The sequence below is a fragment of the Sanguibacter sp. HDW7 genome, from assembly GCF_011300875.1.
Lineage (GTDB): Bacteria > Actinomycetota > Actinomycetes > Actinomycetales > Cellulomonadaceae > Flavimobilis.
On record NZ_CP049862.1, the window covers coordinates 1,381,812 to 1,403,892 of the forward strand.

Annotated in this window: 21 protein-coding genes; all 21 read left to right on the top strand. The window is 73.1% G+C overall.

Features of this window, described 5'->3' with window-relative positions; all coding sequences use genetic code 11:
- Positions 1-253: 253 nt before the first annotated feature.
- Positions 254-688 (top strand): division/cell wall cluster transcriptional repressor MraZ, encoded by a 435-nt coding sequence (mraZ, locus tag G7063_RS06450; RefSeq protein ID WP_166415237.1) that lies wholly within the window; start codon positions 254-256, stop codon positions 686-688.
- A gap of 173 nt (positions 689-861) precedes the next feature.
- On the top strand, positions 862-1,869 hold the full coding sequence (rsmH, locus tag G7063_RS06455; RefSeq protein ID WP_166413659.1) for a 16S rRNA (cytosine(1402)-N(4))-methyltransferase RsmH: 1,008 nt from the start codon (positions 862-864) through the stop codon (positions 1,867-1,869).
- Positions 1,866-2,288 (top strand): hypothetical protein, encoded by a 423-nt coding sequence (locus tag G7063_RS06460; RefSeq protein WP_166413660.1) that lies wholly within the window; start codon positions 1,866-1,868, stop codon positions 2,286-2,288. Before rsmH ends, G7063_RS06460 begins: the two co-directional genes overlap by 4 nt.
- A 341-nt stretch (positions 2,289-2,629) precedes the next feature.
- Positions 2,630-4,648: a penicillin-binding protein 2 gene (locus tag G7063_RS06465; RefSeq protein ID WP_240916215.1), complete on the top strand. Its 2,019-nt coding sequence runs from the start codon at positions 2,630-2,632 to the stop codon at positions 4,646-4,648.
- A gap of 76 nt (positions 4,649-4,724) precedes the next feature.
- Complete coding sequence (locus G7063_RS06470; protein ID WP_166413662.1) at positions 4,725-6,260, top strand: UDP-N-acetylmuramoyl-L-alanyl-D-glutamate--2,6-diaminopimelate ligase; 1,536 nt, start codon at positions 4,725-4,727, stop codon at positions 6,258-6,260.
- 61 nt (positions 6,261-6,321) lie between these two features.
- The gene (gene murF, locus G7063_RS06475) at positions 6,322-7,722 is read left to right on the top strand and encodes a UDP-N-acetylmuramoyl-tripeptide--D-alanyl-D-alanine ligase (RefSeq protein WP_166413663.1); all 1,401 of its coding nucleotides are present in this window, start codon (positions 6,322-6,324) and stop codon (positions 7,720-7,722) included.
- Positions 7,719-8,804: a phospho-N-acetylmuramoyl-pentapeptide-transferase gene (gene mraY, locus G7063_RS06480; protein WP_166413664.1), complete on the top strand. Its 1,086-nt coding sequence runs from the start codon at positions 7,719-7,721 to the stop codon at positions 8,802-8,804. The genes murF and mraY overlap by 4 nt, the downstream gene beginning before the upstream one ends.
- On the top strand, positions 8,801-10,267 hold the full coding sequence (gene murD, locus G7063_RS06485) for a UDP-N-acetylmuramoyl-L-alanine--D-glutamate ligase (protein ID WP_166413665.1): 1,467 nt from the start codon (positions 8,801-8,803) through the stop codon (positions 10,265-10,267). Before mraY ends, murD begins: the two co-directional genes overlap by 4 nt.
- Before the next feature lie 10 nt (positions 10,268-10,277).
- Entirely contained in the window at positions 10,278-11,558 is a 1,281-nt protein-coding gene (gene ftsW, locus G7063_RS06490; RefSeq protein ID WP_166413666.1) for a putative lipid II flippase FtsW, read from the top strand.
- A complete protein-coding gene (gene murG, locus G7063_RS06495) occupies positions 11,551-12,681 on the top strand; it encodes an undecaprenyldiphospho-muramoylpentapeptide beta-N-acetylglucosaminyltransferase (protein WP_166413667.1) in 1,131 nt (376 codons plus the stop codon). Before ftsW ends, murG begins: the two co-directional genes overlap by 8 nt.
- Complete coding sequence (gene murC / locus G7063_RS06500) at positions 12,678-14,099, top strand: UDP-N-acetylmuramate--L-alanine ligase (RefSeq protein WP_166413668.1); 1,422 nt, start codon at positions 12,678-12,680, stop codon at positions 14,097-14,099. Before murG ends, murC begins: the two co-directional genes overlap by 4 nt.
- Positions 14,096-15,226, top strand: coding sequence for a cell division protein FtsQ/DivIB (locus G7063_RS06505; protein WP_166413669.1), 1,131 nt, complete (start codon positions 14,096-14,098; stop codon positions 15,224-15,226). Before murC ends, G7063_RS06505 begins: the two co-directional genes overlap by 4 nt.
- A gap of 184 nt (positions 15,227-15,410) precedes the next feature.
- A complete protein-coding gene (gene ftsZ, locus G7063_RS06510) occupies positions 15,411-16,760 on the top strand; it encodes a cell division protein FtsZ (RefSeq protein ID WP_166413670.1) in 1,350 nt (449 codons plus the stop codon).
- Positions 16,761-16,764: 4 nt separating this feature from the next.
- Complete coding sequence (gene pgeF / locus G7063_RS06515) at positions 16,765-17,559, top strand: peptidoglycan editing factor PgeF (RefSeq protein WP_166413671.1); 795 nt, start codon at positions 16,765-16,767, stop codon at positions 17,557-17,559.
- Between the two features lie 135 nt (positions 17,560-17,694).
- The gene (locus G7063_RS06520) at positions 17,695-18,174 is read left to right on the top strand and encodes a cell division protein SepF (protein ID WP_166413672.1); all 480 of its coding nucleotides are present in this window, start codon (positions 17,695-17,697) and stop codon (positions 18,172-18,174) included.
- A 12-nt stretch (positions 18,175-18,186) separates the two neighbouring features.
- A complete protein-coding gene (locus G7063_RS06525) occupies positions 18,187-18,483 on the top strand; it encodes a YggT family protein (protein ID WP_166413673.1) in 297 nt (98 codons plus the stop codon).
- Between the two features lie 117 nt (positions 18,484-18,600).
- The gene (locus G7063_RS06530; RefSeq protein WP_166413674.1) at positions 18,601-19,263 is read left to right on the top strand and encodes a DivIVA domain-containing protein; all 663 of its coding nucleotides are present in this window, start codon (positions 18,601-18,603) and stop codon (positions 19,261-19,263) included.
- Between the two features lie 126 nt (positions 19,264-19,389).
- Positions 19,390-19,851 (top strand): TraR/DksA family transcriptional regulator, encoded by a 462-nt coding sequence (locus G7063_RS06535; protein WP_166413675.1) that lies wholly within the window; start codon positions 19,390-19,392, stop codon positions 19,849-19,851.
- Positions 19,852-19,920: 69 nt separating this feature from the next.
- A complete protein-coding gene (gene lspA, locus G7063_RS06540) occupies positions 19,921-20,652 on the top strand; it encodes a signal peptidase II (RefSeq protein ID WP_166413676.1) in 732 nt (243 codons plus the stop codon).
- On the top strand, positions 20,649-21,578 hold the full coding sequence (locus G7063_RS06545; protein WP_166413677.1) for an RluA family pseudouridine synthase: 930 nt from the start codon (positions 20,649-20,651) through the stop codon (positions 21,576-21,578). Before lspA ends, G7063_RS06545 begins: the two co-directional genes overlap by 4 nt.
- Positions 21,575-22,075 carry a GNAT family N-acetyltransferase gene (locus G7063_RS06550; RefSeq protein ID WP_240916216.1) on the top strand — a complete coding sequence of 167 codons (501 nt, stop codon included), beginning with the start codon at positions 21,575-21,577 and terminating at the stop codon, positions 22,073-22,075. The genes G7063_RS06545 and G7063_RS06550 overlap by 4 nt, the downstream gene beginning before the upstream one ends.
- The last annotated feature ends 6 nt before the right edge of the window (positions 22,076-22,081 follow it).

A 22,081-nucleotide genomic window follows, 5' to 3' on the forward strand; every position in this document is an offset into this window, starting at 1 on the left:
GACCCGCAGAGTTCTGCGGTTCCTCGCGTGTGGCTCGGGGTGGGTGGGAGTCATGCGGTGACTGCGCGCCGCGTCTGGACCGGCACTTCCCTCCACTTCTCTCCACCTGTTCTGACCTGCGAAGACGTGTGCTACAGGGGTGAAGTTCGCGCCCTGGACCCTTGTCGGTGGAGGGAAGTGGAGTACAGTGGGGCAACCGGGGACGTAGGGGAGGTGCATCCGGATGGCAGAGACGATCACTGGGGCGCCGAGCCTGCTGCTCGGGACGTACACGCCCCGGCTCGACGACAAGGGTCGTCTCCTTCTCCCCGCGAAGTTCCGCGGACAGCTCGCCTCCGGCCTCGTCATGACCCGCGGCCAGGAGCGCTGCCTCTACCTCCTGCCCATGGAGGAGTTCCGCCGGATGTACGAGCAGATCCGCCTCGCCCCCGTGACGAGCAAGCAGTCGCGCGACTACCTCCGCGTCCTCCTCTCGGGCGCGAGCGACGAGATCCCCGACAAGCAGGGCCGCATCTCGATCCCCGCACCGCTGCGCGAGTACGCGAGCCTCGACCGCGACCTCGCCGTCATCGGCATGGGCACGCGCGTCGAGATCTGGGACGGCCCGACGTGGGAGTCATACCTCGCCGAGCAGGAGTCCGGCTACGCCGACACCGCTGAGGAGGTGCTGCCCCCGTTCCCGTTCTGACCCGAGGCGCCACGTCCGTACGACGAGGCCTCCTCCCGCCCCATCTGGCGCACTTCCCCGGCGCCAGCGGGGTCGCGGTGGGAGACCTGGTCGGGCGGAGGCCCAGCCCCTCCCGACCTGCCACCCGCACCACCTGACCCGCCGCCAGCACCGCACCCGAGAGGAGACGCCACATGACGCACGAGCCCGAGCGGGAGACGTCCGACCGCCACCGCCCCGTCCTCCTCCAGCGGTGCGTCGACCTCCTCGCCCCCGCGTTCGCGACGCCAGGCTCGGTGCTCGTCGACTGCACGCTCGGCATGGGCGGACACACGGAGGCCGTGCTCGAGCAGGTCTCGACGGCGCGCGTCGTCGGCATCGACCGTGACCCGCAGGCGATCGCCCTCGCGAGCGAGCGCCTCGCACGTTTCGGCGACCGCTTCACCGCCGTGCACGCCGTGTATGACGAGATCGGCGAGGTCGTCGCGGACCTCGGGCTCGACGGGGTCCAGGGGGTCCTCATGGACCTCGGCGTCTCGTCCCTCCAGCTCGACGAGGTCGACCGCGGTTTCGCGTACGCGCACGACGCCCCGCTCGACATGCGCATGGACCCGACGACCGGTCCGACCGCGGCCGACGTCCTCAACACCTACGACGAGCGCGACCTCACCCGCATCCTGCGCGAGTACGGCGAGGAGCGGTTCGCCGGCAAGATCGCCCGCTCGGTCGTCCGTCGCCGCGAGGAGCGGCCGTGGACGACGAGCGCCGAGCTCGTCGACCTCGTCCGCGCGTGCATCCCGGCCGCGACGCGCAAGACCGGGGGACACCCCGCCAAGCGCACGTTCCAGGCGCTGCGCATCGAGGTCAACGGTGAGCTCGAGGTGCTCGCCCGTGCTGTCCCTGCGGCCGTCGAGGTGCTCGCGGTCGACGGCCGGATCGTCGTCGAGAGCTACCAGTCGCTCGAGGACCGGCTCGTCAAGCGCGTGCTCCAGGCGGGCGCGACGTCGTCGGCGCCTCCGGGGCTGCCGGTCGAGCCGGAGACGCACAAGCCGTACCTCGAGCTGCTCACGCGCGGCGCCGAGGACGCCGACGAGGACGAGCTCGCGAGCAACCCCCGTGCGCAGTCCGTCCGGCTGCGCGCAGCCCGACGCACCCGCCCCACCCCCGACCACCTGCGTCCGACCCGAGAGGCCACGCGATGAGCGCCCAGCAGGCCGCGGCCCGCACCGCGTACGCCCCGCGGCCGCTCGCATCCCCGACCCCGCAGCCGGCGGCGCCGAGCCGCATCCGTCTCGTGGCGAGCCCCGCGACGTCCCGCTCGCGGATCCCGTTCATCCTCCTGTGCATCGCGATGCTCGGTGCGGCGCTCGTCGCCGTGCTCCTGCTCAACACGACGATGGCGCACGGCTCCTACGAGCAGCGTGGCCTCCAGCGAGAGATCTCCCAGCTCGCGCAGGAGGAGCAGGCGCTCCTCGCGCAGATCGACGCGGCCTCCTCGCCGCACGCGCTCGCCGAGCACGCGACCCGGATGGGGATGGTCCAGGACTCGACGCCGGCGTTCGTGCGGCTCGCGGACGGCAAGGTCATCGGCGACGTCACACCGGCGCAGGCGAAGGACTGAGGTCAGGCATGAGCGAGGACCGGCGTCCGACCCGCGGCGCACCGCGGGCGGGGGACAGGCAGACGCAGGCACGGCAGGCGACGGGTCGTCCGTCCGCAGCGCGCACCGAGGCGTCGCGCTCGTCGGCACCCGGCGCGTCGGCGCGCCCGGCCGCGGGCCGGACACCGACCCCGCGCCCGGCGCAGAGCCGCACGACGGCTCAGCGGACGACGCAGCCACGGACGACGCAGCCACGGACCATGCAGCCGCAGTCAGCTGCGTCGCGCGCATCGTCGAGCACGGGCACCGACCGCACGGCAGCGGCCCGCACCACCTCGTCCCGCACGCCGCGGACCCCGGCCGTGGATCCCGCGACCGGCCGCGCTCCGTCGGCACGGGCGGCGGCGAGCCGTACGACCGCAGCGCGCGCGACCGCCCGCACCACGAGCTCCCGCACGACCTCCGGCCGAGCGTCGTCGACGGTCCGCACCGCGCGTGCCGCGTCCGTGCGCTCCGAGGGCGTCCCGCAGCGTCGTGCCGCGCGCCGTGCCCCCGAGCGTCGGCCCGCGGACCGTCGGCAGCGCCCCGCGGCAGCCCCGGCCGCCGCGTACGTGCTCCCCGCATGGCTCGGCGCGCGCACGGGCTCGCCCCACGCGCGGCAGCGCGCGCTGCTCATCGGTGTGCTGACGATCCTCTGCGTCTTCGCGGGCCGTCTCGTCTACGTCCAGGCCGTCGAGGGCCCCGACCTTGCGGCCGAGGCTCTCCAGGGGCGTCTCGTCTCGGGCGAGCTCATGCCGCGCCGTGGCGACATCCTCGACGCGGAGGGCACGGTCATGGCGACGTCGGTGACGCGCTACGACATCCTCGTCGACCAGACGCTCGTGCCCGACTGGAAGCGCTACGAGGACGGTCGGCTGTTGGGACAGGGCGCGGAGGCACTCGCCGAGGTGCTCGCCCCGATCCTCGACAGGCCTGTTGCGGAGCTTGCGGCGGACCTCGTCGGCGACCGTCGGGGCAAGTACATCGCGCGCGGCGCGCTCCCCGAGACGTGGAACGCGATCAAGGCGCTGCGCGTCCCGTTCCTCAACGCCGAGGAGACCTCCGAGCGCAAGTACCCCAACGGCAACGTCGCGGGCAACATCCTCGGCTTCGTCAACTCCGAGGGCGTCGGCTCTGCGGGCGTCGAGCAGTCCCAGGAGGGTGCGCTCAAGGGCACCCTCGGCTCCTACCTCCTCGAGCAGGACCCGCGCGGAGCGCTCATCCCGACGGGGGAGAAGGAGCGTATCGAGGCGGTCGACGGCCGCGACGTCGAGCTGACGATCATCTCCGACCTCCAGTGGAAGGCGCAGGACGCGATCGAAGAGGCGCGGCGTGCCTACGGTGCGACGTACGGGAACATCGTCGTCACGGACACGCGCACGGGCCAGGTCCTCGCGTTCGCCGAGACGAGCACGGTCGACCCGGCCGACCTCGGGAGCACGGACCCGTCGAACTGGGGTTCTCGCGCGATCTCGACCGTGTTCGAGCCCGGTTCGACCGCGAAGGTCATCACGATGGCCGCCGCGCTCGAGACGGGTGCATGGACCCCGACGTCGCAGTTCACCGTGCCCTACACGTACCTCACGGAGAACGGGCAGACGATCCGCGACTCCCACGTCCACCCCGACCAGCGGCTCACGCTCGCGGGAGTCTTCGCGGAGTCCTCGAACACGGGGACCGTGATGATCGGCGAGAAGATCCCCGTGCAGGTCCGCTACGACTACCTCTCGAAGTTCGGCTTCGGCCAGAAGACGGGGATCGGCCTGCCCGGCGAGTCCGCGGGCATCCTCCACCCTGTCGAGAAGTGGGACGGCCGCACGAAGTGGAACGTCCTGTTCGGTCAGGGCGTCGCCGTCACCGCGCTCCAGTCCAACGAGGTCTTCGCGACGATCGCGAACGGCGGCGTGCGCAACACCCCTCGGATCATCAAGGGCTACCGGGCCGAGGACGGCACCTACGAGGCCGTGAAGCCCGCCGAGACGACGCGCGTCGTCTCGGAGGAGACCGCTGACACGGTGCTCGCGATGATGGAGACCGTCGTCTCGGACGGTACGGGCTCGAAGGCTGCGGTACCTGGCTACCGGATCGCGGGCAAGACGGGCACGGCGCAGGCGCCGAACCCGCTCACGGGTACGTACGACCACTTCGTCGCGTCGTTCAACGGCGTCGCGCCGGCCGACGACCCGCGCATCGCGGTGTCGGTCGCGCTCTGGGCGGACAAGCTCCTCTACGGAGGCGAGTCGGCCGCGCCGGTGTTCGCCGACGTCACCGCGTTCGCGCTGCAGCACCTCGGGGTCGAGCCGAGCGGCTCGAAGGCCACGAAGATCCCGACCGAGTGGTGAGCCTGCACGAACCTCTCACGCGCCCCACGGTCCGCGTCGCGCGGACGGGTCCCGTCGGGCGGGTAGGTTCGCACCCGTGAACGACCCACGCACGCTGCCCTCTCGCCTTGCCGAGGTTCCCGTCGGACGGCTCGCGGCGGACCTCGGCCTCGAGCTCCGCGGCGACCCGGACGTCGTCGTGTCCTCCGTCGTCCTCGACGACCGCCGCACGGTCCCGGGCGACCTCTTCGCCGCGCTGCCGGGCGCGCACGTGCACGGCGCGCGCTTCGCACCGGCCGCGCTCGGACGCGGCGCGCGCGCCGTCCTCACGGATCCTGCGGGCGCTGACGTCCTCGCGGACGCGGGCGTGCCGCTGCTCGTCGCTGCAGAACCCCGTCTCGTCCTCGGCAGGCTCGCCGCGCTCGTGCACGCCGAGCCCGCGTCGCGCATGACGACGTTCGGTGTCACAGGCACGAACGGCAAGACCACGACGACGTTCCTGCTCGAGCGCCTGCTCGGCACGCTCGGCCGTCGCACGGGCCTCGTCGGCACCGTCGTCTCACGCTACGCGGGCCGCGACGTCCCGAGCAGGCTCACGACGCCCGAGGCCCCCGAGCTCCAGGGCTGGCTCGCCGCGATGGCGGAGGTCGAGGTCGACGCGCTCGCGATGGAGGTCTCCTCGCACGCGCTCGCGCTGCACCGGGTCGACGGGATCGTCTACGACGTCGTCGGGTTCACGAACCTCAGCCAGGACCACCTCGACTTCCACGGCACGCTCGAGGAGTACCTCGCCGTCAAGGCGTCGCTCTTCACGCCCGAGCGTTCGCGCCGGGGCGTCGTCGTCGTCGACGACGACGCGGGCCGACGGCTCGCCGCGTCCGCAGGCGTGCCCGTGACGACCGTCGCGACGCACGGCGGTGACGCCGACTGGCGCGTCGCCGACCTCGTCGCGGGCGTCGAGGGCTCGCGCTTCACGCTCGTGGGGCCCGCAGGGGAGCGGCTCGACGCGCACGTGACGATGCCGGGCGACTTCAACGTCGCGAACGCGGCGCTCGCGATCGTCCTCGCGCTCGTCGGCGGCGCGACCGTCGCGGACGTCGCCGACGCCCTTGCGCGCGACGGCCTCGACGCCGCTGTCCCCGGACGCATGGAGGTCCTCGCGACGTCACCGCGCGTCGTCGTCGACTTCGCGCACAACGCCGACGCGCTCGGACTCGCGCTCGCGACCCTGCGTCCGACGACGCCCGGCCGGCTCGTCGTCGTCTTCGGTGCGACGGGCGAGCGCGACACGGGCAAGCGTCCGGTCATGGGCAGGGTCGCGGCGCTCGGCGCGGACACGGTCGTCGTCACGGACGACGACCCGCACGGAGAGGACCCCGCGCCGATCCGCGCCGCGGTGCTCGCGGGGGCGATCGACGCCGTCGCGGCGCGCGCGCCGGGCGACCGGCCTGCGATACTGGAGGTCGCGCCCCGGGCGGAGGCCGTGCGGCGGGCGGTCCTCGAGGCCGGCCCGGACGACACGGTGCTTGTCGCGGGGCGCGGGCACGAGACCGTGCAGGACGTCGGCGGTGTCGACATCGCCCTTGACGACCGTGTCGAGGCCAGGGCGGCGCTCGCCGCACGGCCCCGCTGACGGCCGCACACGACAGAGCTGGAACGCGCTCCGCGCGGACGAACGGGAGAACGGTAGGCACATGATCGAGCTCGGCATCCACGAGATCGCCGACGCGACGGGTGGCCGCGTACTCGGCGACACCGCGGCGCGCGTCACGGGGCCCGTCGTCATCGACTCCCGGCTCGTCGTCGCCGGAGCGCTGTTCGTCGCGCTCCCCGGCGAGCACGCCGACGGTCACGACTTCGTCGCAGCGGCCGTCGCTGCCGGCGCCTCCGTCGTGCTCGTCTCCCGCGAGGTCGACGCGCCCGCCGCGGTCCTCGTCGAGGACGTGCAGTCGGCGCTCGGCGCCCTCGCGCGCGAGGTGCTCGCGCGGCTGCGCGCCGCAGGTCCGCTCGAGGTCGTGGGCATCACCGGGTCCGTCGGCAAGACGACGACGAAGGACCTCGTCGGCCAGGTCCTCGCGGCCGAGGCGCCGACGGTCGTCCCGCAGGGATCGTTCAACAACGAGATCGGGCTGCCGCTCACGGTGCTCGAGTCCGACGCGTCGACGCGCTACCTCGTCCTCGAGATGGGCGCGAGCGGGATCGGTCACCTCACCTACCTCACGGGCATCGCAGCGCCCGACGTCGCGGTCGTCCTCGTCGTCGGCTCCGCGCACCTCGGCGAGTTCGGCGGCGTCGAGGCGATCGCGCAGGCGAAGGCCGAGCTCGTCGCAGGAGTCCGACCGGGCGGCACCGCGGTCCTCAACGCGGACGACCTGAGGGTCGCCGCGATGGCGTCGGCGGCCCACGGCCCCGTCGTCACCTTCGGCACCGTGACGGGCACCGACGTGCGCGCCCAGGACGTACGGATCGATCGCGACGGCCACGCGTCGTTCACGCTCGTCGCGGGGGACGCGACCGCGACCGTCGCGCTGCGCCTCGTCGGCGAGCACCACGTGACGAACGCACTCGCGGCGGCGACCGTCGCGCTGCAGCTCGGGCTCTCGCCCGAGGCCGTCGCGGCGCGGCTCTCCGACGCCCGAGCCGTCAGCCCCCACCGCATGCAGGTGACCGAGCGCGCCGACGGCGTGACGATCATCGACGACTCCTACAACGCCAACCCCGACTCGATGCGCGCCGCGCTGCGGGCCCTCGCGGTCCTCGCCGGGCGTGAGCGCCGCTCGATCGCGGTGCTCGGGGAGATGCTCGAGCTCGGCGACGACTCCCGGGAACGGCACGACGAGGTCGGGCGGCTCGCGGTCCGGCTCAACGTCAAGCTCACCGTCGTCGTCGGCGACGGCGCCTGGGCCATCCGCGAGGGAGCGATGATGGAGGGGTCGTGGGGCGACGAGGTCGCCCACGTCGCCGACGTCGACGCCGCGCGCACGCTCCTCGCCGACGAGCTCCGCCCGGGCGACGTCGTCCTCGTCAAGGCCTCGCACGGCACGGGCGTATGGCGCCTCGCCGACGAGCTCGCCGGGACAGGGGTCGACGCATGATCGCGCTCCTCGTCGCGGGCGGAACGTCGCTCGTCGTCGCGCTCCTCGCGACGCCCCTGTTCATCCGCTTCCTCGAGAAGCGCCAGTACGGCCAGTTCATCCGTCAGGACGGACCGACCTCGCACCTCACCAAGCGCGGCACGCCGACGATGGGCGGCGTCGTCATCATCGGTGCGACCCTCCTCGCGGTCGCGGCGGGAAGCCTCGTCGCGGGCCGCCTGCCGAGCGTGTCGGCGCTCCTCGTGCTGTTCCTCATGACGGGCCTCGGCCTCGTCGGCTTCGCGGACGACTTCACGAAGATCTCTCGCCAGCGCAGCCTCGGCCTCTCGCCGATCGGCAAGATCGTCGGGCAGGGCGTCATCGGCATCACGTTCGCGGTCCTCGCGTTGCAGTTCCCCGACGACGGGTTCCGGACGCCCGCCTCGACGAAGGTCTCCTTCATCCGGGACACCGGGATCGACCTCGCGTTCGCCGGTGTGACCGTGGGCCTCGTGCTCTTCGTCCTCTGGGCCAACTTCCTCATCACGGCGTGGTCGAACGCCGTCAATCTCACCGACGGCCTCGACGGGCTCGCGACGGGCGTCTCGCTCGCGGTGTTCGGCGCATACACGTTCGTCGGCATCTGGCAGTGGAACCAGCGGTGCGCGTCGCCCGCCTCGGCCGGTCCCAGCTGTTACGACGTCCGCGACCCGTGGGACCTTGCCATCGTCGCGGCCGCGATCACCGGCGCGTGCTTCGGCTTCCTGTGGTGGAACGCGTCGCCCGCAAAGATCTTCATGGGCGACACCGGCTCGCTCGCGCTCGGCGGCGCGCTCGCCGGCCTCTCGATCCTCTCGCGCACCGAGGTGCTCGCCGCGATCATCGGCGGTCTCTTCGTGCTCATCGTGCTCTCCGACGTCATCCAGATCGGCGGGTTCAAGCTCACGGGCAAGCGCGTCTTCAAGATGGCGCCGCTCCACCACCACTTCGAGCTCTCGGGGTGGGGCGAGGTGACGATCGTCATCCGCTTCTGGATCATCGCGATGATCTTCGCGGCCGTCGGCCTCGGCATCTTCTACGCCGAGTGGGTGTCAGGAGCGTGACCGAGGTCGTCGAGCCGCGCGTCCCGCTCGCGGACGCGCACGTCGTCGTCGCGGGCCTCGGCGTCACGGGGCGTGCGGTCGTCGCGGCGCTCGACGGGCGTGCCGGTCGCGTGACGACCGTCGACGCCTCGGCGCCCGACGCGGACGTCCGCGACGGCAGCCTCGTCGACCTCGCGGACGTCGACCTCGTCGTGACCTCCCCGGGCTGGCGCCCCGACCACCCGCTGCTCGCCGGTGCGCTCGACGCAGGTGTGCCCGTGTGGAGCGAGGTCGAGCTCGCATGGCGCCTGCGCGTCGACCGCACGGGTGGTCGCGGCCCAGCGCCGTGGCTCGGCGTCACGGGCACGAACGGCAAGACGACGACGGTCGGCATGCTCACGTCGATCCTCGCGGCCGCGGGGGAGCGCGTCGCCGAGGTCGGCAACGTCGGCACCCCCGTCGTCGAGGCCGCGCTCGACCCTGACGTCGACGTGCTCGCGGTCGAGCTCTCGAGCTTCCAGCTGCGCTTCACGCGCACGACGTCGCTCGAGGCGTCCGCGGTGCTCAACGTCGCCCCCGACCATCTCGACTGGCACGGCTCGTTCGAGCGCTACGCCGCCGACAAGGGCCGGATCTTCGCGCGGGCGCAGCGTGCCTGCGTGTACAACGCCGCGGACCGCGTGACGCGCGGGCTCGTCGAGGACGCCGACGTCGTCGAGGGCTGCCGCGCCGTCGGCTTCTCGCTCGGCGCGCCGGGACGTTCGGAGCTCGGCGTCGTCGACGACCTCCTCGTCGACCGCGCGTTCCACACCGCGGCCGACGACCCGGCGCGCCACGCCGCGGCCGATGAGCTCGCGACGCTCGGTGATCTCGCCCACCTCGGCGGTCCTGCGGGCGTCCCGCCGCACGTCGTCGCGAACGCTCTCGCGGCCGCCGCCCTCGCCCGGGCGCACGGCGTCACCGCGGCGCAGGTCCGCGCGGGCCTGCGTGCGTTCGCCGGCGGCCACCACCGCATCGAGACGGTCGCGACCGCGCGGGTCGCGGGCGGCACGGTCCGCTACGTCGACGACTCCAAGGCGACGAACGGCCACGCCGCGTCGGCGTCGCTCGCGTCGTTCGACGCAGGCACGGTCGTCTGGCTCGTCGGCGGTCTCGCCAAGGGTGCGACCTTCGACGATCTCGTCGTGCAGCGCGCGGACCGCGTGCGCGCGGCCGTCGTCCTGGGCGTCGACGCGACCGAGATCCTCGGCGCGCTCGAGCGACACGCGCCCCAGATCCCCGTCGTCCGCGTCGATCCGACCGACACTGGGACGGTGATGGCGCGTGCGGTCGAGGCTGCGACGGGGCTCGCCCGTCCGGGCGACACCGTGCTCCTCGCTCCGGCGAGCGCGTCGATGGACCAGTTCCGCAGCTACGCGCAGCGTGGCGACGACTTCGCCGCGGCGGCGCGGGAGGTCGCGGGCAGGCCCGCGGAGGACGACTGAGGGGGCAGGTATGACGGCGAACGAGACGGCGGGGCGCACCGACGCTGCGCCGACCCGGCGCAGATCGCTCCTCGGGTCCTGGGACACCCCGGTGACGAGCTACTACCTCGTCCTCGGCCTGACGGTGCTGCTCGTGGTCTTCGGGCTCGCGATGGTGCTCTCGGCGTCGTCGGTGCGCTCGATCACCCGCGAGGGCAACGCCTACTCGATCTTCCTCGGGCAGGCCGTCTACGCGGTCCTCGGTGTCGTCGCCCTCACCGTGACGGCGAGCATGCGGCCCATCGTCTACAAGAAGCTTGCGTGGATCATCCTCGCCGCGTCGCTCGCGCTGCAGGCTCTGATCTTCGTGCCGTCGCTGTCCGTCTCCGCGCTCGGCAACACGAACTGGATCAAGATCCCGGGCACGACCTTCACGATCCAGCCCTCGGAGATCGTCAAGCTGGCGCTCGCCGTGTGGCTCGCCGCGGTCCTGGCGCGCAAGGGAGAGCTGCTGCGCCAGTGGTGGCACGTCATCGTGCCCGCCGTGCCCGTCGCTGCGGTGGCGATCCTCCTCGTGCTCTCTGGGCACGACCTCGGCACGGCGATCATCCTCATGCTCCTGGTCGCGGGCGCCCTCTGGGTCGCGGGCGTACCCATGCGGATGTTCGCGGTCGGCGGCGGTCTCATGGCAGCCGGCATCGCTGCGATGATCCTGCTCCAGACCAACAAGAACCGCCTCGGGCGCATCGATGCGTGGCTCGGCCGCGACTGCGGTGTGGGCGACGCCTGCTACCAGACTAAGCACGGCCTGTGGGCGCTCGGCACAGGGGGCTGGACGGGTGTCGGGCTCGGCGCGGGCCGCGAGAAGTGGCACTACCTGCCCGAGGCTCACAACGACTTCATCTTCGCGGTCGTCGGCGAGGAGCTCGGCCTCCAGGGGACGATCCTCATGCTCCTGCTCTTCGGCGCGCTCGCGTGGGCGATGTCGCGGATCGTCGTGCGCCACCCCGACCCGTTCGTCAAGATCGCGACGGGTGCCATCATGTGCTGGATCATCGGCCAGGCGCTCGTCAACATCGGCGTCGTCATCGGCGCCCTGCCCGTCATCGGCATCCCGCTGCCGCTCGTGTCCGCGGGTGGCTCGGCGCTCATCATGACGATGGCAGCGATGGGCGTCGTCCTCTCGTTCGCGCGCGACGAGCCCGGGGCGCGCGAGGCCTTCGCCGCGCGCGCGGGCGTCGTGCGCCGCTCGCTCGCCGTCGTCGGCGGGTCCGTCCGTCGTTCCCGGAAGGGGAGATCCACCCGTGCCTGAGTCCGTCCTGCTCGCCGGAGGCGGAACCGCCGGCCACGTCAACCCGCTGCTCGCGGTCGCCGACGAGCTCCGTGCCCGCGACGCCGCGACGCGCATCACCGTGCTCGGCACGGCCGAGGGCCTCGAGGCCGACCTCGTGCCCGCCCGCGGTCACAGGCTCGTCCACGTGCCGCGCGTCCCGCTGCCGCGTCGCCCGTCGGCGGAGCTCTTCTCCGTGCCGTCGCGCCTGCGTGCGGCGATCAAGGTCGCCGAGGACGCGATCGCGGAGACCGGGGCGCGCGTCGTCGTCGGCTTCGGCGGCTACGTGTCGACGCCCGCGTACGTCGCGGCGCGTCGTCGCGGCGTGCCTGTCGTCGTCCACGAGCAGAACGCGCGACCGGGCCTCGCCAACCGGCTCGGCGCCCGCAGGGCCGCGGCCGTCGCCGTGACGTTCCCGGGCACGCCGCTGCGCGGCGCACGCCTCACGGGGCTCCCGCTGCGCCACGAGATCGCGGACCTCGCGCTCGCTCGGCGCTCCGACGCAGCCGCAGCGCGCCGCGACGCGGCAGCGGCGCTCGGCCTCGATCCCGCGCGCACGATCCTCGTCGTCACGGGCGGGTCGCTCGGGGCGCAGAGCCTCAACGCGGCGGTGGCCGGCGCGGCCGCGGAGATCGCGGCGCTCGGACCAGGGCGGCCACAGGTCCTGCACCTCACGGGCCGCGGCAAGGACGCGGACGTGCGTGCCGCGGTCCGGGCCGCGGGCCTCGGCGACGACTACGTCGTCGCCGAGTACCTGCTCGAGATGGAGCGGGCGCTCGCCGTCGCGGACCTCGTCCTGTGCCGCGCGGGCGCGGGCACGGTCGCCGAGCTCACGGCGCTCGGCATCCCCGCCGCGTACGTGCCGCTGCCCATCGGCAACGGCGAGCAGCGGCTCAACGCACAGCCTGCCGTCGACGCGGGCGGAGGGCTCCTCGTCGAGGACCGACTCCTGTCCCCGGCATGGGTCGGCTCGACGCTCCTGCCGCTGCTCGGCGACCGTGGGCGCCGCGAGGAGATGGCGGCCGCAGCGATGCGCGTCGGCCGTCCCGAGGCGACCGCGGCGGTCGTCGACCTCGTTCTCGCCGCCGCCGGAGGTGCCCGATGACCGCCGTCCCGCTCGCTCTCGCCGAGCTCGGTCGCACGCACCTCGTCGGCATCGGCGGCGCCGGGGTCTCCGTCGTCGCGCAGCTGCTCGCCGCGCGCGGCGTGCCCGTCCAGGGCTCCGACGCGCACGCCTCCGACGTCGTCGACGCGCTGCGCGCCGAGGGCCTCACCGTGTGGGTGGGGCACGACGCCGCGCACGTCGCGGACGCCGACACGCTCGTCGTCTCGACGGCCGTGCGGGAGACCAACCCGGAGCTCGCCGCCGCGCGCGAGCGCGGCCTGCGGGTGCTCCACCGCTCCGAGGCGCTCGCCCTGCTCATGGACGGCACGCGCGCGGTCGCGGTCGCGGGCGCGCACGGCAAGACGACGACGTCCGCGATGATCGCGGTCGTCCTCGGCGAGGCCGGCCGCGACCCGTCGTTCGCGATCGGCGGCTCGGTGCGCACGCACGCGGGCGCCGTCCCGGGCGGCCACCTCGGCGCGGGCGACGTGCTCGTCGCGGAGGCGGACGAGTCCGACGGCTCGTTCCTCAACTACCGCCCCGAGATCGCGGTCGTCACGAACGTCGAGCCCGACCACCTCGACCACTACGGCACGCGCGAGGCTTTCGAGGCTGCGTTCGTCGAGTTCGCGGCACGCATCAGGCCGGAGGGCCTGCTCGTCGCGTGCGGTGACGACCCGGGTGCTGCCGCGCTCGTCCGCGCGCATCGCGCGACGGGCGGCACCGCCCTCACGTACGGCGGGCCGGGCTCGGACGTCGTCGTGCGCGACCACGTCGCCGACGGCGACGGCGGACGCTTCACGCTCGACGTGCCTGCGGCGACGGGCCTCGTGCCCGCCGACCGCACGCTCGACGTCGTGCTCGAGGTCCCTGGCCTGCACAACGCGCTCGACGCGGCTGCGGCGCTCGTCACCGCGATGCGGCTCGGCGTCGACGCGGACACGGCTGTCGCGGGCGTCGGACGGTTCCTCGGCACGGGGCGCCGCTTCGAGGAGCGTGGCACGGCCGGCGGCGTGCGCGTCGTCGACGACTACGCGCACCACCCGACCGAGGTCGCGGCGCTCCTGCGTGCCGCACGTCCTGCCGCCGCGGGCGGGCGCGTGCTCGTCCTCTTCCAGCCTCACCTCTTCTCGCGCACGCGGACGTTCGCGCGCGAGTTCGCCGACGCGCTCGCGCTCGCCGACGAGGTCGTCGTCACGGACGTCTACGCCGCGCGCGAGGACGACGACCCGACGGTGACGGGCGCGACGATCACGGACCTCATGGGTGGTCGCGGTCGGCACGTCGCGGGCCGCGTCGCTGCGGCGCACGCGGTCGCGGCTCTCGCACGGCCGGGGGACCTCGTCCTCACCGTCGGTGCGGGCGACGTCACGCAGCTGGCGCCTGTGCTCCTCGAGAGTCTCGTCGCGCGCTCGTGAAGCCTCCTGCCCGTCCGCGTCCGACGCCGCCGCAGCGCCCCCCGGCGCCGCGTCCGGCGCGCCCCGAGGCACCAGGGAAGGACACCCGCGACACCCGTGAGGGCGCCGATCCGTCGTCGCCGGTCGGTGCGCGTCCGGGCGCGTCGCGCGTCGCGCAGCAGCCGAGCGTCTCGCCGGCCGAGCCGCGCGCGGCCGCGACACGAGGCCGGCCGGTCCGGGAGCCGCGGACCGCGGGACACGCGCGGACGTCGGGCACGGGCGGTCACGGCTCGGCCTCAGCAGGCAGCAGCCGTACGTCACCGAGCGCGGCGTCGAGCGCGGCGTCGACCGCGCTCGCGTCGCCGCGCACGGGCGGGGTGCCGCTCGTCGCCGGGCCGCGCCGTCAGGTCGTCTCGACAGGGCTTGCTGCGCGGCTCGCGGAGCGGGACGCTCAGCGTCGTCGCAGGTGGTGGGTGCGTGGAGCGTGGGTCGCGCTGGGTCTCGCGGCGCTCGGCGCGCTCGTGTGGGGCGTCTTCTTCTCGCCGGTCTTCGCGCTCGACGCGGACGAGGTCGTCATCTCGGGGGAGGGGACGGTCATCGAGCCCGGCGATGTCGCGGAGGTCGTCCGCGGTGTCGTCGACGTGCCGATCACGCGGCTCGACACGGTTGCGCTGCGCGGTCGGATCCTTGACGTCCCGGGCGTCCGGGACGTGCGTCTCACGCGTGACTGGCCCCGCGGGCTCAAGGTCGCGCTCGTCTCGCGCGAGCCGGTCGCGGCGGTGCCGCAGGGTTCGGGCGTCGTCCTGCTCGACGACGAGGGCGTCCAGGTGGGTCGTGCGGACGCGGCGCCCGAGGGGCTGCCGACGATGACGTTCGACATCGCCGACGAGGGGCGCCGGACGCTCGAGTCGGCCCTCATCCTCCTCAACGCCCTGCCTGCGGACCTCGCGGCCGAGGTCGCGACGATCTCGGCCGAGAGCCCGGACGACGTGCGCATGACGCTGCGCGGGGGAGCGACGGTCCTGTGGGGCGGCAAGTCGGACGCCGCGCTCAAGGTGCGCGTGGTCGAGGTGCTCCGTACGGCGAAGAAGACGAAGGGCTCGAAGGTCTTCGACGTCTCTGCGCCCACGGCGCCGATCACGCGCTGAACGGCGCGTCCGTGCGTACCGCAGGGGTTGGTGCGGTGGGCGTGGCGGACGACACGCGCGACACGCGACGCCGAGGTGCTTGGTCCGCGCGCAGGTCCGACCTACCGTCGACCTAGCAGAAACTGACATAACTATAACCCTCTACCTGAGGGTGAAGGTTGTGACCGACCGAGAGGCTCCTCCCGTGGCAACACCGCAGAACTACCTGGCAGTCATCAAGGTGGTGGGCATCGGTGGCGGTGGCGTCAACGCCGTCAACCGCATGATCGAGGTCGAGCTCAAGGGCGTCGAGTTCATCGCGATCAACACCGACGCGCAGGCGCTCCTCATGTCGGACGCGGACGTCAAGCTCGACGTCGGTCGCGAGCTCACCCGGGGCCTCGGCGCAGGCGCCGACCCTGAGGTCGGCAAGAAGGCCGCCGAGGACCACGCGGAAGAGATCGAGGACGTCCTGCGCGGGGCCGACATGGTCTTCGTCACGGCGGGCGAGGGGGGCGGCACCGGCACGGGCGGCGCGCCCGTCGTCGCACGCATCGCCCGCTCGCTCGGCGCGCTCACGGTCGGCGTCGTCACGCGCCCCTTCTCGTTCGAGGGCCGCCGCCGTGCCAACCAGGCCGAGGCCGGCATCGAGGCGCTCCGCAACGAGGTCGACACCCTCATCGTCATCCCCAACGACCGCCTGCTGTCGATGGCGGACCGCTCGGTCTCCGCGCTCAGCGCGTTCCACCAGGCCGACCAGGTGCTCCTCTCGGGCGTCCAGGGCATCACCGACCTCATCACGACGCCGGGCCTCATCAACCTCGACTTCGCCGACGTGAAGTCCGTCATGCAGGGCGCGGGCTCCGCGCTCATGGGCATCGGCTCCGCGCGCGGTGAGGACCGCGCCGTCCAGGCCGCCGAGCTCGCGATCTCCTCGCCGCTCCTCGAGGCCTCGATCGACGGCGCCCACGGCGTCCTCATCTCGATCCAGGGTGGCTCGGATCTCGGCCTCCAGGAGATCAACGAGGCCGCGCGCCTCGTCCACGAGGCCGCGCACCCCGAGGCCAACATCATCTTCGGTACGGTCATCGACGACGCCCTCGGCGACGAGGTGCGCGTCACCGTCATCGCCGCGGGCTTCGACGGCGGCGCCCCGCAGCCCCGCAAGGACGGCCGTGGCCTCGGCCAGGTCGAGCCGGCGGCGGGTCGCCCCGCAGCCGCGCCCGCAGCGCCCGCCGCACCCGTGCGCCGCGAGCCCTCGGCGCAGACGGGGGCCCACTCGCAGGTCCGCCCGATCCTCCCGATCGAGGACGACGCCGAGCGCCCGTCGTGGCAGCGAGCGGTCCAGCCGCAGGCCGTCCACCCGGTCGAGCCGCAGCCCGTCCGGCCCGCGTCGCCCTACGCGACGACGGGCCCTGGCGAGCAGGTCCCCGCGTTCCTCGGCGACGCCGACGGCCCGCAGGCGACCGGACAGCTCGAGGTGCCGCGCGTCTTCGACGAGGAGACGCCGCGTCGTCGCAACGACGACCTCGACATCCCTGACTTCCTCAAGTGACGCGTTGAGCGACGCACCCCGCGGACCCCGGTTCACCGAGCTTGCGCTCGGTGCCGGGGTCCGCGGCGTCCTCACGGAGGCCGCGGGCGGAGTGTCGCCCGCGCCGTGGGCGGCTCCCGATGGCCCCGGGCTCGATCTCGGACTCAACGCCGGTGACGACGCGGACCGCGTGCGGGCCAACCGGGCGCTGCTCGCCGGCGCGCTCGGAGCTCCCGTCGTCTATGCGACGCAGGTCCACGGCGCGCACGTCCGCGAGGTCGACGACCCGGCCGCGGCCACGCTCGACTCCGTCGGGGAGGCGGACGGGCTCGTGACGACCGTCCCAGGTCTCGCGCTCGCCGTCCTCGTCGCCGATTGCGTCCCCGTCGTCCTCGCGGACCCGCGCGCCCGCGTCGTCGGCGTCGCGCACGCCGGCCGGCGCGGCGTCGAGCTCGACGTCGTCGGCGCCGTGCTCGACGTCATGCGGAGCCGTGGAGCCTCGCCCGCGGACGTGCGAGCCGTCGTCGGCCCGAGCGCGTGCGGTCGCTGCTACGAGGTGCCGGACGCGATGCGCGACGCGGTCGCGTCCCTCGCACCGGGTGCCTGGTCGACGACGTCGTGGGGGACACCAGCGCTCGACCTGCCCGCGGCGGTCGACGCCCGCCTGCGCGACCTCGGTGTCGGGCACGTCGTGCGCGACGGCAGGTGCACGATCGAGGACGCCTCGCTCTTCTCCCACCGTCGTGCGACAGCGCCGGGCGGGGCCGGGACGACAGGGCGGCTCGCCGGAGTCGTCCATCTGCTCGACGCCCGTGGCTGAGAGGCCGCAGGCCGGGCCCTGGCAGGTGATCGCACCCGCGCCGTCGGGCGTGTCGCTGCAGGATCCGTCGACCGCCGACGGTTAGCGTGGATCCACCCTCATGGGTGCACTGGACGACGACGGAGGAGCAAGGCGATGGCCGGAGCGCTGCGCAAGACGATGCTGTACCTGGGCCTCGCGGACGACCGCGGCGGCCAGGAGTACGCCGAGGAGTACCACGACGAGTATGTCGAGGAGTACCAGGACTTCGAGCCCGAGGTGGAGACCGTGAGCGAGACGCATGCACAGGTGACCCCCATCAGCCGCGGTGTCCAGGCGGTCGCCCCCGCCGCGGAGCTGCGTCGCATCACGACGGTCCACCCCCGCTCGTACAACGACGCGCGCCAGATCGGTGAGGCGTTCCGGTCGGGCACGCCCGTCATCATCAACCTCTCCGACATGGACGACTCCGACGCCAAGCGTCTTGTCGACTTCTCGGCAGGCCTGATCTTCGGTCTGCGTGGTTCGATCGAGCGCGTGACGAACAAGGTCTTCCTCCTGTCTCCCGAGAACGTCGAGATCGCCGGCGAGGACCGCGGCGAGACCGCGCGTGCCGGGATCTTCAACCAGAGCTGAGCCATCGCCCCCGTGGAACTTGTCCTCTCGCTCCTGTCGTTCCTGCTCTGGCTCTACCTGCTCGTCCTCCTGGGTCGCATCGTCATCGACTGGGTCCAGGTGTTCGCACGGGACTGGCGTCCGCGCGGCTTCGTGCTCGTCTTGTGCGAGCTCGTCTTCACGCTCACGGATCCGCCGCTCAAGCTCCTGCGGCGTTTCATCCCGCCGCTGCGCCTGGGCCGCGTCCAGATCGACCTGTCGTTCATCGTGCTGTTCCTTGCGTGCTCGCTGCTCATGAACGTCCTCGCGATCGTCCAGCGCACGCTGTAAGCGACGTGACCGCGGTGGTCGATGACCACCGACCCCACTTTTTCCGCTAGCGTGATCCTCGGCGCACCTGACGTCAGGTCCGTCAGGATCCGCAACGACTGCAACAGAGGTGACCCGATGGAACTGCTGACCACGGACGACATCCTGAACAAGAAGTTCACGGCGACGAAGTTCCGCGAGGGCTACGACATCGTCGAGGTCGACGACTTCCTCGACGAGGTGCTCAACACGCTGCGCGCCTACGAGGGCGAGAACGGCGACCTCAAGAGCAAGCTCGCCGCCGCCGAGCGTCGGGTCGCCGAGCTCACGCGTCAGATTGCCGCGCAGGCTGCCGCCGCTGCGGCCACGCCGGCCCCGGTGGCTTCCGCCCCCGAGCCCACCCCGGCACCGGCTCCTGAGCCGGCCCCCGTCGTGGCACCCGCCCCGGTCGCTCCGGCGCGCGTCTCGGAGCCCGAGTCCGCGACCGGCATGCTCCAGCTCGCCCAGAAGCTGCATGACGACTACGTGCGCTCTGGCCAGGAGGAGGGCGACCGTCTCGTCACCGAGGCGCGTAACGAGGGCGAGCGCATCGTCCGGGACGCGCAGGAGACTTCGGCCCGCACGCTCGGCCAGCTCGAGCAGGAGCGTGGGCTCCTCGAGCGCAAGATCGACGAGCTGCGTCAGTTCGAGCGCGACTACCGCACGCGTCTGCAGAGCTACCTCGAGAACCTCCTCGGGGACCTCAACAACCGCGGGGCTGTCATGCCCGGCGGCGAGAAGGACTCCGGCCGCTCCATCTGACGGCCCCGCCCGGACCTCCGGGCACCCCGTCGCGGTCGGGACGGACGCTGCAGCACGAATGCGCAGTTGTCCGTCCCGATCGCTGCGTCTATCCTCAGCATTCCCGTCGTCAAGAGAGGCCTGCCGATGTCGATCCAGGACGCCACGCCCGCCCCCACCTTCGCCGAGCGCTTCCCGCGACTCACGAAGGACGTCAAGCAGTTCCAGGTGCGCGAGGGCGAGGAACCGTGGACGACCAAGGAGGTCAAGGCGCTCGCGCTCGGCCTCATCGCCGAGTCCGAACGCCTCGAGATCGAGCTCGAGGCCGCCGACGCCGACCTCACCGAGCTGCTCCGCAACTCGGGCGAGGGGGCGGGCGACGACCAGGCCGACTCGGGCTCGAGCGCGCTCGAGCGCGAGCAGGAGCTGACGTTCGTCAACAACACGCGCGACCTGCTCGAGCAGAACCGTCGTGCGCTCGCACGCATCGCCGACGGCTCGTACGGCACGTGCGAGGTCTGCGGCGGCCCGATCGGCAAGGCACGTCTCGAGGCCTTCCCGCGGGCCGCGATGTGCGTGCGCTGCAAGCAGCTCGCCGAGCGTCGCTGAGCGCAGTCCTGCGCGCTGCGGCGGCGGTGGCGCCGCGACGGTGCGCGACCGTGGCAGACTGGTGCGGCCATGACTGACGACACCACGCCCTCTGCCGGGGTCACGACGCCCGAGGGTGCTGCGGCACCTGCCCGCCCACGCAGTCTGCTGTGGCCGATCCTCCTCGGCGCGCTCGTCGTCGTGGGGCTCGACCAGGCGACCAAGCAGCTTGCGCTCGCTCGCCTCGACCCGGGCGCCACGACGGACTGGTTCCTCGCGGAGCTGCTCGGGTGGAAGCTCGTCTTCAACCCGGGTGCGGCGCTCTCGATGGGTGAGGGCTTCACGTGGGTGCTCACCCTCCTCGCGGTGGGCGTCACGGTCGTCATCGTCCTGGGGTCCCGACGCATCACGTCGCGTTCGTGGGCGTTCGCGCTCGCGCTCATCCTCGGCGGCGCGGTCGGCAACCTGATCGACCGGCTCGCGCGTGAGCCCGGCTTCGGCCACGGGCACGTCGTCGACTTCATCAACTACGCGGGCTTCTTCGTCGGGAACGTCGCGGACATCGCGATCGTCGGCGCGGCCGTCGTCGTCGTGTGGCTGTCGTTCCGCGGCGTGCCGTTCGGGGACGAGCGTGCGGCGGAGGCGGACGGTGCCGCGGTCGTCGACACGACGGTCGAGGACGGGGCGGTCGCGGACGGGGCGGCCGCCGACGGCATTGCCGACACGGAAGAGCCCGTCTCCGACGAGCATGCCTCCGACGAGCATGCCTCCGACGAGCCGGTCGCCGACGCGCCCGCCGCCGTCGAGGACGAGCGCCCGTGACCTCCCGCACCCTGCCCGTGCCGGACGGCCTCGCGGGCGAGCGCGTCGACGCGGGCCTCGCCCGGTTGCTCGGGCTCTCGCGCTCGCGCGCCGCGGAGATCGCGGAGGCCGGGGGGGTCCAGCTCGACGGGCGGACGGTCGGCAAGTCCGACCGCCTCACGCCCGGCTCGTGGCTCGAGGTCGAGCTGCCCGACCCGAACGCCCGGGTCGAGGAGCCTCCGCAGCCCGTTCCCGGCATGATCATCCGCTATGACGACGACGACGTCGTCGTCATCGACAAGCCCGTCGGTGTCGCGGCGCACGGGTCGCCCGGCTGGACCGGGCCGACCGTCGTCGGCGCACTCGCTGCGGCGGGCTACCGGATCTCGACGTCGGGCGCCTCCGAGCGCCAGGGCATCGTCCACCGTCTCGACGCAGGCACGAGCGGCCTCATGGTCGTCGCGAAGAGCGAGCACGCGTACACGGTGCTCAAGCGCGCGTTCAAGGAGCGCACGGTCGAGAAGGTCTACCACGCGCTCGTCCAGGGCTACCCGGACCCGTCGGTCGGCACGATCGACGCGCCCATCGGCCGGCACCCCTCCTCGGACTGGAGGTTCGCGGTCGTCGCCGACGGCAAGCCGTCCGTGACGCACTACGAGGTGCTCGAGATGTTCCCGTCGGCGAGCCTCGTCGAGGTGCACCTCGAGACGGGCCGGACGCACCAGATCCGGGTCCACTTCTCGACGCTGCGTCACCCGTGCGTGGGCGACACGATGTACGGCGCGGACCCGCGGCTCGCGGAGCGCACGGGGCTCACGCGGCAGTGGCTGCACGCGATGCGCCTCGGCTTCGCGCACCCGTCCGACGGACGTTGGATCGAGGTGACGTCGGAGTATCCGACGGACCTCGCGCACGCGCTCGACGTCGTCGCCGAGGGCTACCGGTGAGCGCCGACGGCACGCGCGTCGTCCTCGTCGAGGGTCCCGTGACCGTCGTCCGTCTTGACGACGCGACGCGGCGCCCGGACTGCCTCGCGGTGCGGCTCGAGGTCTTCGTCGAGGAGCAGCAGGTGCCGCTCGCCGAGGAGATCGACGCGCTCGACGACGCTCCGACGACGACGCACCTCATGGCGCTCGGCGCGGACGGCGACGTCCTCGGCACTGCGCGTGTGCTCGCGGACCCCGAGCACCCCGGCGAGATCCACGTCGGTCGTGTCGCTGTGCGGGCCGTGGCCCGCGGGACGGGCGTCGGGCGTCTGCTCATGCTCGCGGCGCACGCCGTCGCGCTCGACGACCACGCGGTCGACGGTCGCGTGAGGTCGGTGCTCTCGGCGCAGCGTCAGGCCTTCGGGTTCTACGAGTCGCTCGGCTACATGGTCGTCGGCGACTTCTACCTCGACGCGGGGATCGAGCACCAGGACGCGTTCGTCGACCTCGTGCGCTGACGCGAC